The following is a 14,952-nucleotide window of genomic DNA, read 5'->3' as shown; positions in this document are numbered from 1 at the left end:
ACGACTGGCTGCGGCCGGGCCCGGTTCGCAGGCTGGAGCCATGACCGAACCCGGAACCGTCCTGATCACCGGCCCGACGCGCAACCTGGGCCGCCACGCCGTGCTGGCCATGGCGGGCCGTCCGGACGGGAAGCGACCCGACCTGCTGCTCGTCGGCCGCGCCGGGCGCGACCTGACCGCGGTCGCCGACGAGGCTGGTGCCCTCGGGGCGCGCGTCCACGCGATCGGCTGCGACCTGGCGAGCCTGGCCGACGTCCGTGCCGCCGCGGCCACCGTCCGCGGCCTCCTCGCCGACGGCGCCGTCCGTCCGTTGCGCGCGCTGGTCGCCAACGCCGGCACCATGTCGGCCGACACCCGGCGGGTCTCGGCCGACGGCTACGAGCTGACCTTCGCCGTCAATTACCTCGCCCACGCTCAGCTCATCGGCGACCTGCTCAGCTCGTTCACCGCCCCGGCGCGGGTGGTGCTCGTCGGCTCGAACACCTACCACGCCAACTTCTGGCGCAAGCTGCTGCACGTGCCCGAGGCGAAGTGGGCGGACCCCGTCGAGCTCGCCCGCCCGGCCGGCGGCGAGCAAACCCCGGGCATGGCAGCCTCCGGCGTCGCCTACTCCAACGCCAAGCTCGCGATCCTCTACTACGCCCACGAGCTGCAGCGCCAAGCCGGCCCGGGGATCGCCGTGTCCGTGTTCGAGCCGGGCTGGATGCCCGGCACCGCGCTGGGCCGCGGCGCCCCTGCGGCGTTCCAGGCGGTAAGCCGTGCGCTGGGCCGGATTCCCGGCGTCTCGACGCCGCAGCGCTCGGGGCCGCTGCTGGCCGCGATGGCCCTCGACGACCAGTGGGCACACCTGCGTGCGGGCGCGTTCGTGGTGAAGACCAAGCTGACGGAGGTCCAGCCGGTCGCGCACGACCGCGACCGGGAGCGGCGCTTGTGGGAGGCGACCGCCGAGCTGTTGGACCGGGCCGGCGCGTCGCGTAGCCGGGACGCAGAGATATGACGAGATGAAGTCCATACACGCTCGTCGGCATGACCGGACGTGGACGCTCGGCCGGCGGCATGAGCGGATATCGAGTGCCGACCGCGTGCTGCCGCGGACGCGAGCTCCCGCCGATCCGTCCGCGCCCCGCCCGGGGATTCGGTACGCACCGCCTACCGATGGCGCGAAGTGTGGCACCGCACGGCGAGGCCGGCACACTGACCCTGTCAGCGCTCAGCGGCAGAACAGTGCGCTCATGACCGACCGCCTGTCCCGGGACATCATGGACAGCAGAGACATCACGGGACAAGCGATTGTCCGCTATTTGACCTCGGCCACGATCTTCCACGTCTTCACTTCGTCACAGCCGACACATGCCGCCGTAGCTTGCAGGTTGACCGTCCCGTGCTCCGCGGCATGGAAGGTTGCCTTGGAGCCGCCGTTCGGGGCGGTGGCGCCCGAGGATCGGGCGAGCACGTCGGCATTACTGGACACCACGTCGCTCCAGCTCCAATTCACGCCATTTGACCTCACGCGGGATTCCGCTCCAGACCGGGTGCCGACGGCGTGCGGTTCGCACGTGTGCGTCGCACGAGCCCGCCGGCTACGACCGCGGCGATCGCGAACGCGGCGGAAGCGATGGCGATGTAGCTGAACACGCCCGTCGCCGAGTTCATCGTCTCGCCGTCCACGACCACGACGGTCGAACTGAGGACCGCCGAGCCCACGAAGTCCAGTGCCACCGAGCCGATCGAAACCCCGACGACGACCAGGCTGGACACGACGCCCTGCCGTTCGGTGGGCGCCAAGGCGGCTGCTGTGTTGAAGCCGGAGGTCGCGATCGCTCCCGCGGTGACACCCAGCAGGAACGCCGAGCACAGCGCGACCGGAAGCTGGGCGACCCCGAGGAGCATCCCGAGGGACACCACGAACCCGAGCACGACTCCGCCGGCCAACGTGGCGGCCGGTCCGATGCGCGCGGCGAGCCAGCCGGCCACCGGACCGCCGACGACGAGCCCGATGGCCGGCACCGCGAGCAGCAGCGCCACCGATCCCTGGCCGGCCAGGCCGTACCCGAGTCCCCGCTCCGCCGGGACGGCACCGACGAGGGGGATGAGCTGCAGCATGCTCTGGTAGGCGCCGGCGCCGAGGAAGATGACCAGGAGCGTGAGCTTCAGCGGCCCGCCGATGTTCCTGACGTCGATCAGGGGCTCGGGCTTCCGGCTCGCCCCCACGAACCACCAGACCAAGGCCACGACGCCGACGGCGAGGAGGGCCAGCGGTGGGGCGGCGAGCCAGCCGAGGCTCGAGCCGAGGCTGATGTAGCCGAGCACCCCGGCGAGACCTCCGCCGAGGAGGACCGCGCCGCCGAGGTCGAGCTTGCCCGGCGTCCTGGTCCGGGATTCGGCGATGGTGGTGCGCACGGTGATCGCCATCGCGGCCGCGACGAACGCCGAGACGAAGAACAGGACGTGGAAACCGAATGCGGTGGCCAGCCGCTCGATGAGGAAGCGAGACGCGATGTTGAGCACGGCGGAGCTGGAGGTCACGATGCCGACGGCGATCATCGCGATGCGGGGTGCGCAGGCATCGCGGACGATGGCGACGGCGAGGAACACGGCAGCGAGGGACGCTCCCTGCAGCATGCGCCCGGCCACGAAGAGCGCGATGTGGGGAGCCACGGCGCAGATCAGGGAACCCGCGCCGCCGAGGAGCAACGTCAGCACCAGCACCTTGCGCGTGCCGTGGATGTCGGCTGCTTTCCCGAGCAGGGGCGCCCACATCACTCCCGCCAGCATCGCGGTGGCGTTGAGCCAGGCCGGTTGGTCGGTGTCGAAGTGGTCGAGCATTTCCGGGAGGACGAGCAGGGGCGCGGTGATGGCCGAATCGACCACGAAGTTCACCAGGGCCAGGACGACGATCAGGCCGACGAGCCGCGCGTTCCAGCTCGTGTGCGGCCCGGCGCCGGTGCTGCTCCGTCGCATGAGAACTCCTTGTGACGGACGCGCGGCGACATCGGCACGGCCGGGGATCGGGGGACTCGAACCGGGTCGGCGTGAGTGACCTACGTCGTCGGTCATCCTCGCGTCGTCCCCTGCTGCCGGTGTCGCTCGCCGGCTTCGGCCATCGGCCGCGGTGGGCCGAACCACCGGCCGAGCGCCGCTCGGAGACCGTCGGTATCGGCTCCGGCCCAGGCGACGTAGCCGTCGGGGCGGATGAGGAGCGCGGGCGCCGGCGGGGTTGCGGCCCGGGCGGCCACCCGGGCGACTCGATCGGACCAGGGCGCCACCGCCGCGGCGAGTCCGGCGTCGCCGGAGAGATCCAGAAGCAGGGGGCGGGCGTCCCGGCAAAGCTCGGCGAGACGGTGGGGGCGCCCGCTTTCGGTGACCAGATCGAGGTTCGGCGCGAACCACCCGGTCGGTGCGACCGGATCCGGTTCCCCCATGTCGTACCGGACATCGGCGCCGGCCAGCAGAGCGGCGATCAGCCGCACGTTCTCCCGGTTCGCCAGCATCGCGGCGAACAGCTCCCGCAGGGCGGTCACGGCGCTGCCCGGCGCCATGAGCGCGGTCTGGGCCTGTGACTGCAGGAAGACCCGCTCGCCGAGGGCCCGGCTTTCGGGTTCGTAGCTGTCGAGCAGCGGGCCGGGCGCCCAGTCGTGCAGCTCGGCCGCGAGCTTCCACGCGAGGTTCGCGGCGTCCTGCAGTCCGAGGTTGAGGCCGGGTCCGCCCGAGGCCGCGTGCACGTGGGCGGCATCGCCGGCGAGGAACACCCGGCGATCGCGATAACGCTGCGCCAGGCGGGTGTTGCGACCGCAGAGGCGGCGCAGCAGGGTCGGCGAGCCGTCCGGTGGCGGGGCCAGGGAAACCCGGGCGCCGAGGACGCGCTCGACGCTGGCCTCCAGCTCGGCCAGCGTCATGGGGGTGCCCGGGCCGGGGAAGTCGCCTTCGGGGTGGTCCTCCCATTCGATCGTGTTGACGAGGGGGTGTTCGGGGTCGAAGAGCCCGATCGAGACGACTCCGCGTTCCGTGCGGTGGAAGCTGCCGTCGATTTCGCCGAACCCATCGATCAGCACCCGCCCGCCCAGCGTGTGCCGGGACTGCCCGCCCGAGGCACGGCTGAACTGCCGGGTCGGGGCGATGAGGGCGGTCCGGGACACGACGTGTTCGTTGACGATGCCCGGGAACGCGATGCCGGCCTGCTTGCGCACCAGGCTGTGTCCGCCGTCGCAGCCGACGACGAAGCGGGCGCGGAGTTCGTCCCGCCTGCCGCCGGGAGCCACGGTGACGAGCTCGACGTGATCCTCGGTCTGCGCGAGGGAACTGACTTCGTGTTCCCGGCGCACGTCGACGCCGAGTTCGGCGGCTCGCTCGCCGAAGACGCGCTCGAGGTCGCGCTGGTTGATCTGCAGGAAGTACATCGGATTGTCCGGCCCGAGGACGGCCAACGGCAACGGCATCGCCCCGAAGTAGAAGGCGGGGGCGGGCGTCGGCGAGCCGGTGCCGCCGCACCGCTCGAACAGACCGCGGTGGTCCAGCAGGCGGACCACCTGGCCGGTGAGGCCGTGCGCTTTGTCGGCCTGGTTGGCCGACGGCAACCGCTCCAGCACCACGGGGTCGATCCCGGCGAGTTTGAGCTCGCAGGCCAGGAAGAGCCCGACGGGGCCGCCGCCGACGATGACGACATCGAACATCATGAAGTCCTTAAGAGTTGGATTCATTCCTTAATGCCACCGTACGGAGGTCTGTCAAGGAAGGCAAACATCTCTTATGGTGGGGACCATGAGCTCCGTCGAACAGAGTGCGGTCAAACGCCGCCGTCGAGGCACCGAACTGGAGAAAGCCCTCCTGGCTGCGGCGTGGGACGAGCTGACCGAGACCGGCTTCGCCAAGCTGACGATGGAGTCCGTGGCGGACCGCGCGAAGACCGGCGTCGCGGTGCTCTACCGGCGGTGGGCGGACAAGAGCGACCTCATGCTCGCCGCGATCCGCCACTACCGCGAACTCCATCCGGTCGAGATCCCGGACACCGGCACCCTGCGCGACGATCTCCTCGCCCTGCTACAGGCCATCAACGTGCGGCGGAAGGAATTCGCGACACTCGTCGGCGCGACGTTCGCAGGACTCCACGACACCGCCGGACTCACCCCGGCGGACGTCGCGCTCAGCGTGCTCGGCGACGGCCCCCGGCTATCCGATGCGGTGTTCCACCGGGCGCACGAGCGGGGCGAGCTCGACCTCGCCCGGATCCCGCAGGACGTGCTCGAACTGCCGTTCCAGCTCCTGCGCCACGACCTGCTCATGGCGATGCGGCCGGTGTCCCCGCAGCGGATCAAGTCGATCGTCGACGACATCTTCCGGCCGCTCGTCGCGAGGCACCAGGGATCCGCGTAGCGCTTCGGGTGTGGGAAGGTCAACTGGCTGCTCAACTGCGTCGTGGAGCGCGTCCTCGGCGTCACGCACGGCGTCGTGGTGTTCTCCGACGGCCTGCTCATCGCCTCGTCCAGCACGCTGCCGTGAGACCGCGCCGATCAGCCGGCCGCGGTCGCGTGCGGCTTGGCGCACCTCACCGAAGGAATCGCCCTCTGCCGGATCGCGTGCGAATGGCTGTGGTGGCCGGCGGGTTCGGGGGAGGAAGACGACGTTCGTCGGCTCGGTTTCGGATTTCAAGCCGCTTAGCGCCGAAGCATTGATGACCGCCGCGAGCGGCATGGTCCACAACACCGAACGCCTGCCGTGCAAAGGGGTCGGCCACGGTCGCAATGGACCTCGGCGGGTGACCCTGGAAGACGAGTTGCTGTTGAACCTGTTCGGCCCCCGGGACAACAACGGTCCGATCGCTTCGAAAGCCGCGACATCCCCCTACGTCGTCAGGGTGAACACGTTCGGCGGCATCCTTCACAACCCGCTCGAGCATGACGTAGTAGATGTCGGCTGGATTTCCGGCGCCACGGCGACGGACCGCCGTCGGTTGTGCGTGTCGTGGGATTCACGACCGGTCAGACGGCAGGCGAACGGGTGGCAGCGATGCTTTCCTCAGGTTTTCAAACAGCCAGGCGCGCGGAAATGTCCGGCTGATCCGACAATGCACAGCCGATTCCGGGTAGCCATGACCCGGTGGCGAGTGTCGGGCACCTACTGTTACCGAGTGTATAACGGACTATTTGGCGTCATATTGACATTACAGTACGCATCGCTGTTCCGACGATCTTGATCTGGTCGAGCGACCTGGAGAGGTTTCCCTTTGAAACCGAGCCCTCGTCGTGTTGACTGGTCCCTTCGAGTGGTCGGCGAACGGAGGGTGTCCATGGCTGGTGGCGCTGCCGAACCGGGACGGGGAAGGCGCTACTTCGTCAGTATGGCCGTGGACCGGCACAAGGAACTACCTCCGGACGAGCAGTTGACGAGGTCGTCGAGCGACGCCGAATGCTTGGCCGGCCTTCTGGCGACATTCGGGTACGAACGCGCTCTCCAGGGGATGGGGAACTACTGGACCGCGGAGCACGTGCGTTCGTCGTTGAGCGGGTGGTCGAAGGACGCCGCGCTGGGCGCCGACGACGTGGTCGTGTTCTACTTCGCCGGCCACGGGTTGGTTGCCGAGCGCGACCGCCATTACCTCCTGTGCTGGGACAGCACCGACGATGATCCGGCGGCGACCGCCCTGGCCACCGAGGACCTGGTCCGGATCCTGACCCGGACCGGACTGCGGAATCTCCTCGTCGTCCTCGACACCTGTTATGGCGGAACCGGCGCGGCCGACGGTGCCCAGCTGGTTCTCCGGACGATTTCCCGGCAGCTCAACAATGACGGTTCGGGCGGGGTCTGGTTGCTGTCGTCCGCGCGCGCCAAGGACGAGGCTGGCGATGGCACTTTCATGGAGTCATTGCTTCCCGCTCTGCACGAGGTTCGCGAGCGGACCGGGCAGCGGCAGCGTTTCCTGGATCTAATCGACGTCGTCGACTCGGTCAACCAACGGTTCCGGAAGCTAGGCTTGCGGCAACGGGCCGAACTCGCGGCCGGGATGGTCACCGGCCTCGCGCCCTTTCTCGACAATGCGGGTTTCCGTCACAACCTTCCCGCCGAGGACACCGATCTGGAGCTGCAGCGGCTGCTCGCCAAGCGGGACCTCCACGACCACTTCGGCCCCCGGGCGCGCGGCGTGGAGTTCGACTCCGAACCGGGTCTGTACTTCCATGGTCGGCGACGGATCCTCGAGGAGCTCGTGGCCTGGCTCGTGGCTGACAGCCCCGATGGCAAGGGGCGGGTCGTCACCGGCAGTCCCGGGTGCGGGAAGTCCGCGGTGGTCGGGCGCATCGTCGCCATGTCCGATCCCGCGTACCGGCGAAGCCTGCTGCACGAGACAAATCCCGCTGGCACACGGGTGCCGCCGGGCATCGTCCAGGCGGCGGTGCATTCGCGGCACAAGCTCCTCCCGGAGATCGTCCAGCAGATCGCCTCCGCGATCGGCGCGGAGGTGGATGGTCCCGGGCAGTTGCTGCGCGAGATCAGCCTCCGCGCGCGGGAGGGCGGTCCGCTGGTGATCGTGGTCGACGCGCTGGACGAAGCTGGCTCCGGCACGGCCGCGGACGCGGGTGGGAAGGGTGAGCCGCGGAGGATCGCTCGCGAGCTGCTGCGGCCGATGTCGGAGATACCGGGCGTGCGATTGCTCGTCGGTACGCGCGCGGAACTCGTGAGCAGCCTGGGTGCTTCGTTCCAGGTGCTGAACCTGGACCACGAAGGTTATCTGGGCGAGGACGACATCGCCGAGTACGTGACGAAGCTGCTTCTGGCGGAAAACGAACCAGAGTTGACGACGCCCTACCGTGGGCGCATCGAGCTGGCACGGAAGGTGGGCGACGCGGTGGCCGGCCGGGCGGCGGGCGTCTTTCTGGTGGCTCGCATGACGGCACGCGGTCTCCGCTCGGGCAACGACGTCATCGACGTCAGCCGGCCGAACTGGGAAGACGACCTGCCCAGTGAGATCGGCGAGGCGTTCGAGGACTACCTGTCGAGGTTTGGTCCGGACGAAAGCCGGGTCCGTGCGTTGCTCACACCACTGGCCTTTGCCGAAGGACAGGGGCTCCCGCGAGGGCTGCTCTGGATCGCCATCGCGGAAACGCTGTGGCGGCGGTCCTTCGGCGACGACGACATCGATTGGCTCCTGGACAAGGCCGCCGCGTACGTCGCGGAGGTGACCGACCAGGGGCGCTCGGTGTACCGGCTCTACCACCAGGCGCTGGCCGAACACCTTCGCGCGGTCTACCGGGCGGGAGTGGCGGTCGCCCAAGATCGTATCGTCAGCGCTCTGCTCGCCACCGTTTCCCTGAACGCCGACGGCCGGCCGGACTGGTTCTCCGCGCACCAGTACTTGCGCGCCCACCTGGCGACCCACGCCGCCGCGGCGGCCGGCCGGCTCGACGAACTCGTGCACGACCCCAGTTTCCTGCTGGTCGCGGAGCAACTGGCCCTGCTGAGGGCGTTCCCCCAGGTCGTCTCTCCGCCGGCGCAGCAAGCCAGGAATTCCTACGAGCAGGCGGCCCACCAGCTGGGCGACACCCTGTCAGTGGGCGAACGCGCCGCCTACCTCCAGCTCTCGGCGCGCCGTTGTGGCGCTATCCAACTGGCCGAAGGCATCGACCGGCTCGCGCTGCCGATGCCGTGGCGGACGCGCTGGGCATGGTGGTCGCCGACCGGGGTGCACCGTCAGCTGGTCGGCCACGAGCGCGACATCCGCGCACTGGCCGCCGGAGAGCTCGACGGGCGGCCGGTCGTGCTGACGGGCGCGGACGACGGCACTGCCCGGATGTGGGATCTCATCACCCAGCGGCCTCTCGGGGAGCCGCTGCCGCACGGCAGCAGGTCGGTCACGGCGCTGGCGGTCGGCGAGCTCGGTGAGTATTCGGTCGCGCTGACCGGTGGAGACGACGGCCGGCTCCGCATCTGGGACATCTCGTCGGGACGGCCACTCGGCGAGCCGCTCCGCGGGCACACGAACGAGATCACTTCCGTGGTCTTCGGCGCCGGCGGGGAGCGGACCATCGCCGTCAGCGCCAGCAAGGACGGAACGGCCCGGGTGTGGGACCTGGACACTGGCTGGCAGATCGGCGAGCCGTTCATGGAGCACTGCAGGCCGGTCAACGCCGTCACCTGGACCGACCTCGACGGGAAGCGGATCGCGCTCACCGCCGGCAGCGACCGTCGCGTGCGGGTCTGGGACGTCGAGACCCAGCGTCAGCTCGGTGAGCCGCTGATCGGTCACCGGCAGCCTGTCACCGCCGTCGCCTTGACCACGCTGGAGGGCCGCACGGCCGTGGTGACTGGCAGTGCTGACGGAACGATTGGCCTGTGGGACCTGGAAACTCGGCAGCAGGTCGGGGAGCCGCTAATCGCGCATCCGTACATGGCGATCAGGTCACTGACTGCGGGTGTTCTGGACAACATCCCGATCGCCATCAGCTGTGTCTACGATTCGTGTCGGGTGTGGAACCTTGCTTCGCGGCAGCAACTCGGACAGCCGCTCGCAGGCCACGACGGCGTGATCGACGCCGTCGTGCTCGGCGCCGTCGATCGTCGGCCCATTGCCATCACGGGCGGAGCCGACCGGACTGTTCGCATCTGGGACCTCACCGCGGATCAACCGCTCATCGGTCACACCGGCGAGGTGGCCAGCGTGACCCTCGGCCGGGTGAACGGACGCAACCTCGCCTTGACCGGCGGTGAGGACACCGCCGCCGTGGTTTGGAACCTCGACGCCGGCGGCCGGCAGGACGGGCCTCCGCTGTCGGGGCACCGGGCCACCGTGAGCGCTGTGGCGCTGGGGGAGAGTGCTGGCATGCCGGTGGCCGTCACCGGTGACGAAGATGCCGTCGTCCGGATCTGGGACCTCCGGACGAGGCGGGCAGTCGGGCCACCGCTCGCCGGGCACACGGGTCCCGTGCGGGCGATCCGCCTGGCCCGGGTGGGTGGGGAGCCGGTGCTTGCCACGGGGAGCGAGGACGGCATGGTCCGGCTGTGGGATCCCCGGAACGGCGCACTGCGGTGCGAGCCCCTGTCGGGACACAACGCGAACGTCGACCTGCTTGCCTTCACGGAGGTGGACGGCCGCGCCGCCGTGATCGCGGCGACCACCGAAGGCCATGCGACGATGTGGGACCTCTTCGAGCGCAGGGAGATCTCGACCGTGCAGCCGACCTTGGAGCGGTGGGGAGTGATCGCCGTCGGCTCCATCGAGGCCAAGGCGATCGCCTTGTTCGCCGGGAAAGACAACAGTCTGATGCTTTGGGACCTTGGCGCCGGGCAGAAGGTCGGTCAGGAGATGATCGGGCACACGGATCGGATCGCCTACGCGGCGTTCGCCGAGCGGGCGGGCAAGCCGATCGCCGTCACCGGAAGCTCGGACACCGAGGTCCGCGTCTGGGACCTGAACGAATATCGTCAGCTGGGACCCCCGCTTTCCGGTGACAGTTTCCGGCTGAAAGCGGTCGACGCCGCTTCGCTCGACACGGACACCGTCGCCGTATCGTGCGGCTGGGAGCAAGTCCGGCTCTGGTCGCTGGGCAGTTTCCGCCAAATAGGCGATGCGCTGCACGGGGCGGACAACGACACATTCGCTTTGACGGTCGGCGCGGTGGACGGCCGGACGGTCTTGTTCTCGGTCGGGGATGACGGCACCTTGCGGATCCGGGATGTCCACTCCGGTGCGGTGGTCGATCCGGTGCTCAGCGGACATCGCCGCTACGTCGGTGGAGTGGGGTTCATCGACTCTGGCGGTCCGGTCGCGGTCACCGCCGGCATGGTCGACGGGACGGCCAAGATCTGGGATCTGGCGGAGCGCCGGGAAAGGGTCAAGTGGTCGCGGCACCAGCCTCCGAGCGTGGTCTTTGACGAGTCGAGGATCCTCGCCACGGCGAGACGTGGTGGCCGGGCGGTCGTAGCTACCGCGGCCGGCGCCGATCTGCAGGTATGGGACCTGGAGTCGCATTCGCTCCTGGCCGAGCTGACCGGTCATACCGGGCGGATCAATTCGGTGGTCGCGGCCGACCTCGCGGGCGTCCCGATTTTGCTGACCGCAAGCTTGGACTCGACAGCGCGATTGTGGAACCTGGAAACCCTCGAACCGCTCGGGCCGCCCCTCGCCGGGCATGAAGGCTCCGTGCACGCCGCGGTGCTCGGCGTCCGAGGTGATCAGGCTCTCGTTTTCACAGGCGACCACGATGGCGTCATCCGGGCCTGGAACCCCACGGACGCTCGGGAGGTCAGCACTAAGGTGCCGCGAATGGACAAGTGGGTGAGCTGTCTCGCGGCCACTGAGATGCATGGTCATTCCGTCCTCGTCGTCGGCGGAGGCGACGGGACTCTCCGTGTCTGGTGCCAGGCCGGGGAACAGACGGTCGCCAACGTGCAGCTCAACGTGACCCCGACCGACGTCGTGGTGCTTCCGAAAGGTGACATCTGCGTGTCGACGAGCATGGGCATCGTCGCCATGCACCTCCGCGACTGGGCCCCGGAAGCCCGCGCATGAGCAAGGTGCTGCTGGTCCACGGCATCGCCCAGCAGTACCGGGGCCCCGAGTCGCTGCGAGCCGCCTGCGCTCCCGCGCTCTGCGATGGAGTCGTGCTCGCCGGCGGACGGCTGGAGGTGGCCGACGTGGCGGTCGCCTTCTACGGCGATCTGTTCCGGCCCCCAGGGTCCCGTGGCCTCGACTTTCCGGACTACGACGTGACCGATCTGGCTGACCCGTTCGAGCGGGATCTCCTGCGCGCTTGGTGGCACGAAGCCGCGCGAACGGAGCAGGAAGTAGACGATTCGGCCTCAGGCACGCGAGGGCGTACGCCCCGATGGGTGCAACGGGCCCTTCACGCCCTTAGTGGATCGGCGTTCTTCGGCGGGTTGGCCGAACGTGTCTTGATCGGAAGCCTCAAGCAGGTCCACGCCTATTTCGCGGACTCGGCAATACGGGAGCGGATCCAACATCGAGTCCTCGCCGCCGTGACGGCGGAAACTCAGGTCGTCGTGGGCCACTCTTTGGGTTCCGTCGTCGCGTACGAGGCGCTGTGTGCGATGCCGGACCAGGGGGTGAGCACGTTTGTGACGCTCGGCTCGCCGCTCGGCGTGCCCAATCTGATCTTCGATCGGCTCCTTCCTCGGCCAAGGGAGGGCCGTGGCCGCTGGCCCGCTGGAATCCGCCGCTGGACGAATGTCGCGGATGACGGCGATGTCGTGGCCTTGACCAAGACCTTGGCTCCGTTGTTCGGGCCGGGAGTCCAGGACGTCTCGGTCCACAACGGTGCCAAGGCCCACGATGTCCGTCCCTATCTGACTGCCGAACAAACCGGCCTCGCCGTGCTCCAGGGACTCGTCGGCGATGGCCCATAGTGGGCCGTGGAGGCTCTGCGGCCGCGGTCAGCGGCCCGTGCAGGTCGGTTCTGGCAGTGGCTCCGCCGTGCGGTTCCGTCGTGTACGTGACCGGTATAGGTCGCCGCGCCACCGGCAGGGCTGTCGAACCGGGCGGGAAGCTTCCAGAGGATAAGCCCAGGCCAATGTCCTGGGCTTATCCGCGTTGTCGGGTGCTGACCCCTGGAGGATCCCGGGTGGTCAGCCGCTGAGCACGCCGATGGCGATGCCCAGCATCGCGGTGTTGTAGAGGAACGAAAGCACGCCGTGCGCGAGGATGCGCAGCCGCATTGCGGAGGTGCGGGACTCGACGTCGGAAACCGCGAACGTGGTGCCGACGGTGAACGAGAAATACGCGAAGTCGATGAACGTCGGGTGCTCGGTGCCGGGGAACACCAGCAGCTTCTCGGGCAGGGCGCCGTAGTAGGCCTGTGCGTAGCGGTCGGCGTAACCGAAATGCAGGATCGCCCAGGCCAGCAGCACGGCGGGCACGCCCGCGGCGTTGCCGAGCTGCGCGGCCGGGGTGCCTTCCTCGGTGAGCACGATGGTCAAACCGGACATGATCCCGATGAAGCTGGTGCACAGGGTGAACAGGGTGCCGCTGCGGCGGCCCAGCGCGGTCCTGACCCACGCGCCCCGATCGTCGCCCGCCCGCTTGCCGCGGCTGAGGCGGACGACGCGGATCGCGACGTAGACGACGGCGATGAGGTCCCACAACGCGATCCATCTGAGGTCGTCCGACACGAAGATGGGCACGCCCAGCAGCACGAGCGTGCTCTCGATGATCCGGGACAGCACGGTAGACGGGTTGGAGCGCATGACTTTCCTTCGTCGGAACGGCAGGGGATCGGGGCGCCGCGCGATCCCCGGCGGCCTCCACGGAGGCCGCCGGGGGAGTGGGTCAGCCCGCGGCACGCACGATGAGCCTGACGACGGTGTCCGGACGGGAGACCGCCACGGAGTGCGAAGCACCCTCGACGGTCACGGTGGCGCGGGCGCCGGCCCGGTCGGCCATGAACCGCTGTGCCTTTACGGGGATGTTCTTGTCGGCGCCGGCCAGCACGAACCACGAGGGGACGCTCGCCCAGGCGGGTTCACCGGACGCCTCCGCCAGGGCGGCGTCCAAGATGGGGCGCTGGGTGCCTGCCATGACGGCGGCCTGCCGCGCCGGCACGTCGGCGGCGAACTGCTGCCGGAAGAGCGAGGGCTTGATGTAGAGGTCCTGCGAGCCGCCGGGCAGCGGGACCGGGGCCAGCGTCTCGCCCAGCGTGCTGCCGGGGTACTTCCCGGCGAGGTCGGCCGCGGCTTCCCCCTTGGCGGGGGCGAAAGCGGCGACGTACACCAGCGCCTTCACCATCGGGGAACGGGCCTTCGAGTTGGTGATGACCGCACCGCCGTAGGAGTGGCCGACGAGCACCACGGGCCCGTCGATGCTTGCGAGACGCGCGTCGAGCGCTTCGACGTCGGAGCGCACTCCGCGCAGGGGATTCGCCACGGCGACGGCGGTGAAGCCGCGCTGCTGCAGCTGTTCGATGACGGGGGTCCAGCTGGCGCCGTCCGCGAACGCGCCGTGGACGAGGACGATCGTGGGCTTCGGTCCGCCTGACGGGTGGGCGGCTACCGCGTTGGACGCGCCGATTCCGGTGACCACGGCGAGCAGGGTCAGCAGGACGGTGAGGCGTACGGTGAGTTTGCGCATGTCCGGCTCTCAGTCTGCGATGAAGGCGATCAGGGCGGCGTTGACCTCGGCCGCGTGGGTGAGCAGCAGGCCGTGCGGAGCACCGTCGATCTCGACGTAGCGCGCGCCGGGCAGGCGGCGGCGGAACTCGCGCGCGGTGGCGTCGATCGGCAGGATGCGGTCGGCGGTGCCGTGCAGGATCAGCGACGGCACGTCGATGCGCTCCAGGTCGGCCCGGAAGTCCGTCAGCCACGTCGGAACGCACGCGTACGCCGCCACCGGCGCCGAGCCGATGGCGGTGACCCAGTTCGCCCGGAGCGCGGCCTCGCTGAGCCGGGAGCCGAGGGTCTCATCGGTGTTGAAGAAGTCGACGAAGAAGTTCTCGTACCAGGCGTAGCGGTCGGCCTTGGCCTGCTCGGCGATGCCGTCGAAGACCGACTGCGGCACGCCCGTGGGGTTGTCTTCGGTCTGCAGCAGGAACGGCGGGAGCCCGCTGAGGAACGCCGCCTTCGCGACCCGCTCCGAGCCGTGGGTACCGAGGTAGCGGGCGACCTCACCCGAGCCCATCGAGAAGCCGACGAGGACGACGTCGCGCAGGTCGAGCTCGGTCAGGACGCGGTCCAGGTCGCCGGCGAAGGTGTCGTAGTCGTAGCCCGTCATCGTCTGGCTCGACCGGCCGAAGCCCCGGCGGTCGTAGGTGATGACGCGGTGGCCGGCCTCGACCAGCGCCTCGGTCTGCTTCTCCCACGACCGCCCGTCCAGCGGGTAGCCGTGGATGAGGACGACCGGCCGGCCGGAGCCGTGGTCCTCGTAGGAGAGCTCGACGCTGGTCGAGCCCTCGGTGCCGACGGTGATGGTGCCCATGGTGTGTTGTGCCTTCCCGCCCGTCCGCCGTGTGCGGACCG

The 14,952-nt window shown here is 69.5% G+C and carries 10 protein-coding genes; 4 read left to right on the top strand and 6 right to left on the bottom strand.

The window, feature by feature from the left end; translation table 11 throughout:
• Nucleotides 1–40 precede the first annotated feature (40 nt).
• Nucleotides 41–997, top strand: coding sequence for an SDR family NAD(P)-dependent oxidoreductase (locus tag DV20_RS08060; protein ID WP_043777896.1), 957 nt, complete (start codon nucleotides 41–43; stop codon nucleotides 995–997).
• Between the two features lie 300 nt (nucleotides 998–1,297).
• Here the strand turns inward: DV20_RS08060 and DV20_RS44755 are convergent, their stop codons facing one another.
• The 3 genes from DV20_RS44755 to DV20_RS08050 all read right to left on the bottom strand — a co-directional run bounded on the left by DV20_RS44755 (nucleotide 1,298) and on the right by DV20_RS08050 (nucleotide 4,670).
• Entirely contained in the window at nucleotides 1,298–1,495 is a 198-nt protein-coding gene (locus DV20_RS44755; RefSeq protein WP_152603651.1) for a hypothetical protein, read from the bottom strand.
• Between the two features lie 11 nt (nucleotides 1,496–1,506).
• Nucleotides 1,507–2,961: an MFS transporter gene (locus tag DV20_RS08055; protein ID WP_043777895.1), complete on the bottom strand. Its 1,455-nt coding sequence runs from the start codon at nucleotides 2,959–2,961 to the stop codon at nucleotides 1,507–1,509.
• A 92-nt stretch (nucleotides 2,962–3,053) separates the two neighbouring features.
• Complete coding sequence (locus DV20_RS08050) at nucleotides 3,054–4,670, bottom strand: FAD-dependent monooxygenase (protein ID WP_051735849.1); 1,617 nt, start codon at nucleotides 4,668–4,670, stop codon at nucleotides 3,054–3,056.
• Between the two features lie 88 nt (nucleotides 4,671–4,758).
• Here DV20_RS08050 and DV20_RS08045 point away from each other — a divergent pair, with 88 nt between their 5' ends.
• The 3 genes from DV20_RS08045 to DV20_RS08035 all read left to right on the top strand — a co-directional run bounded on the left by DV20_RS08045 (nucleotide 4,759) and on the right by DV20_RS08035 (nucleotide 12,351).
• Entirely contained in the window at nucleotides 4,759–5,370 is a 612-nt protein-coding gene (locus DV20_RS08045; RefSeq protein WP_043778057.1) for a TetR/AcrR family transcriptional regulator, read from the top strand.
• A gap of 970 nt (nucleotides 5,371–6,340) precedes the next feature.
• The gene (locus tag DV20_RS08040) at nucleotides 6,341–11,497 is read left to right on the top strand and encodes a caspase family protein (RefSeq protein WP_160169705.1); all 5,157 of its coding nucleotides are present in this window, start codon (nucleotides 6,341–6,343) and stop codon (nucleotides 11,495–11,497) included.
• Entirely contained in the window at nucleotides 11,494–12,351 is an 858-nt protein-coding gene (locus tag DV20_RS08035; protein ID WP_043777892.1) for an alpha/beta hydrolase family protein, read from the top strand. Before DV20_RS08040 ends, DV20_RS08035 begins: the two co-directional genes overlap by 4 nt.
• Before the next feature lie 219 nt (nucleotides 12,352–12,570).
• Here the strand turns inward: DV20_RS08035 and DV20_RS08030 are convergent, their stop codons facing one another.
• The 3 genes from DV20_RS08030 to DV20_RS08020 all read right to left on the bottom strand — a co-directional run bounded on the left by DV20_RS08030 (nucleotide 12,571) and on the right by DV20_RS08020 (nucleotide 14,911).
• A complete protein-coding gene (locus DV20_RS08030; RefSeq protein ID WP_043777889.1) occupies nucleotides 12,571–13,188 on the bottom strand; it encodes a DUF1345 domain-containing protein in 618 nt (205 codons plus the stop codon).
• Between the two features lie 82 nt (nucleotides 13,189–13,270).
• Entirely contained in the window at nucleotides 13,271–14,068 is a 798-nt protein-coding gene (locus DV20_RS08025) for an alpha/beta fold hydrolase (RefSeq protein WP_043777888.1), read from the bottom strand.
• Between the two features lie 9 nt (nucleotides 14,069–14,077).
• Nucleotides 14,078–14,911: an alpha/beta fold hydrolase gene (locus DV20_RS08020; protein WP_043777885.1), complete on the bottom strand. Its 834-nt coding sequence runs from the start codon at nucleotides 14,909–14,911 to the stop codon at nucleotides 14,078–14,080.
• Nucleotides 14,912–14,952 lie beyond the last annotated feature (41 nt).

Source organism: Amycolatopsis rifamycinica (assembly GCF_000695625.1).
GTDB lineage: Bacteria > Actinomycetota > Actinomycetes > Mycobacteriales > Pseudonocardiaceae > Amycolatopsis > Amycolatopsis rifamycinica.
The sequence above is the reverse complement of the archived record's forward strand: the minus strand, read 5'-3'. Positions and strand labels throughout refer to the sequence as shown.

Coding starts and splice junctions, on each gene's coding strand:
- DV20_RS08060 (WP_043777896.1), top strand. CDS start 41: ATGACCGAACCCGGAACCGTCCTGATCACCGGCCCGACGCGCAACCTG.
- DV20_RS08055 (WP_043777895.1), bottom strand. CDS start 2,961: ATGCGACGGAGCAGCACCGGCGCCGGGCCGCACACGAGCTGGAACGCG.
- DV20_RS08050 (WP_051735849.1), bottom strand. CDS start 4,670: ATGTTCGATGTCGTCATCGTCGGCGGCGGCCCCGTCGGGCTCTTCCTG.
- DV20_RS08045 (WP_043778057.1), top strand. CDS start 4,759: ATGAGCTCCGTCGAACAGAGTGCGGTCAAACGCCGCCGTCGAGGCACC.
- DV20_RS08035 (WP_043777892.1), top strand. CDS start 11,494: ATGAGCAAGGTGCTGCTGGTCCACGGCATCGCCCAGCAGTACCGGGGC.
- DV20_RS08030 (WP_043777889.1), bottom strand. CDS start 13,188: ATGCGCTCCAACCCGTCTACCGTGCTGTCCCGGATCATCGAGAGCACG.
- DV20_RS08025 (WP_043777888.1), bottom strand. CDS start 14,068: ATGCGCAAACTCACCGTACGCCTCACCGTCCTGCTGACCCTGCTCGCC.
- DV20_RS08020 (WP_043777885.1), bottom strand. CDS start 14,911: ATGGGCACCATCACCGTCGGCACCGAGGGCTCGACCAGCGTCGAGCTC.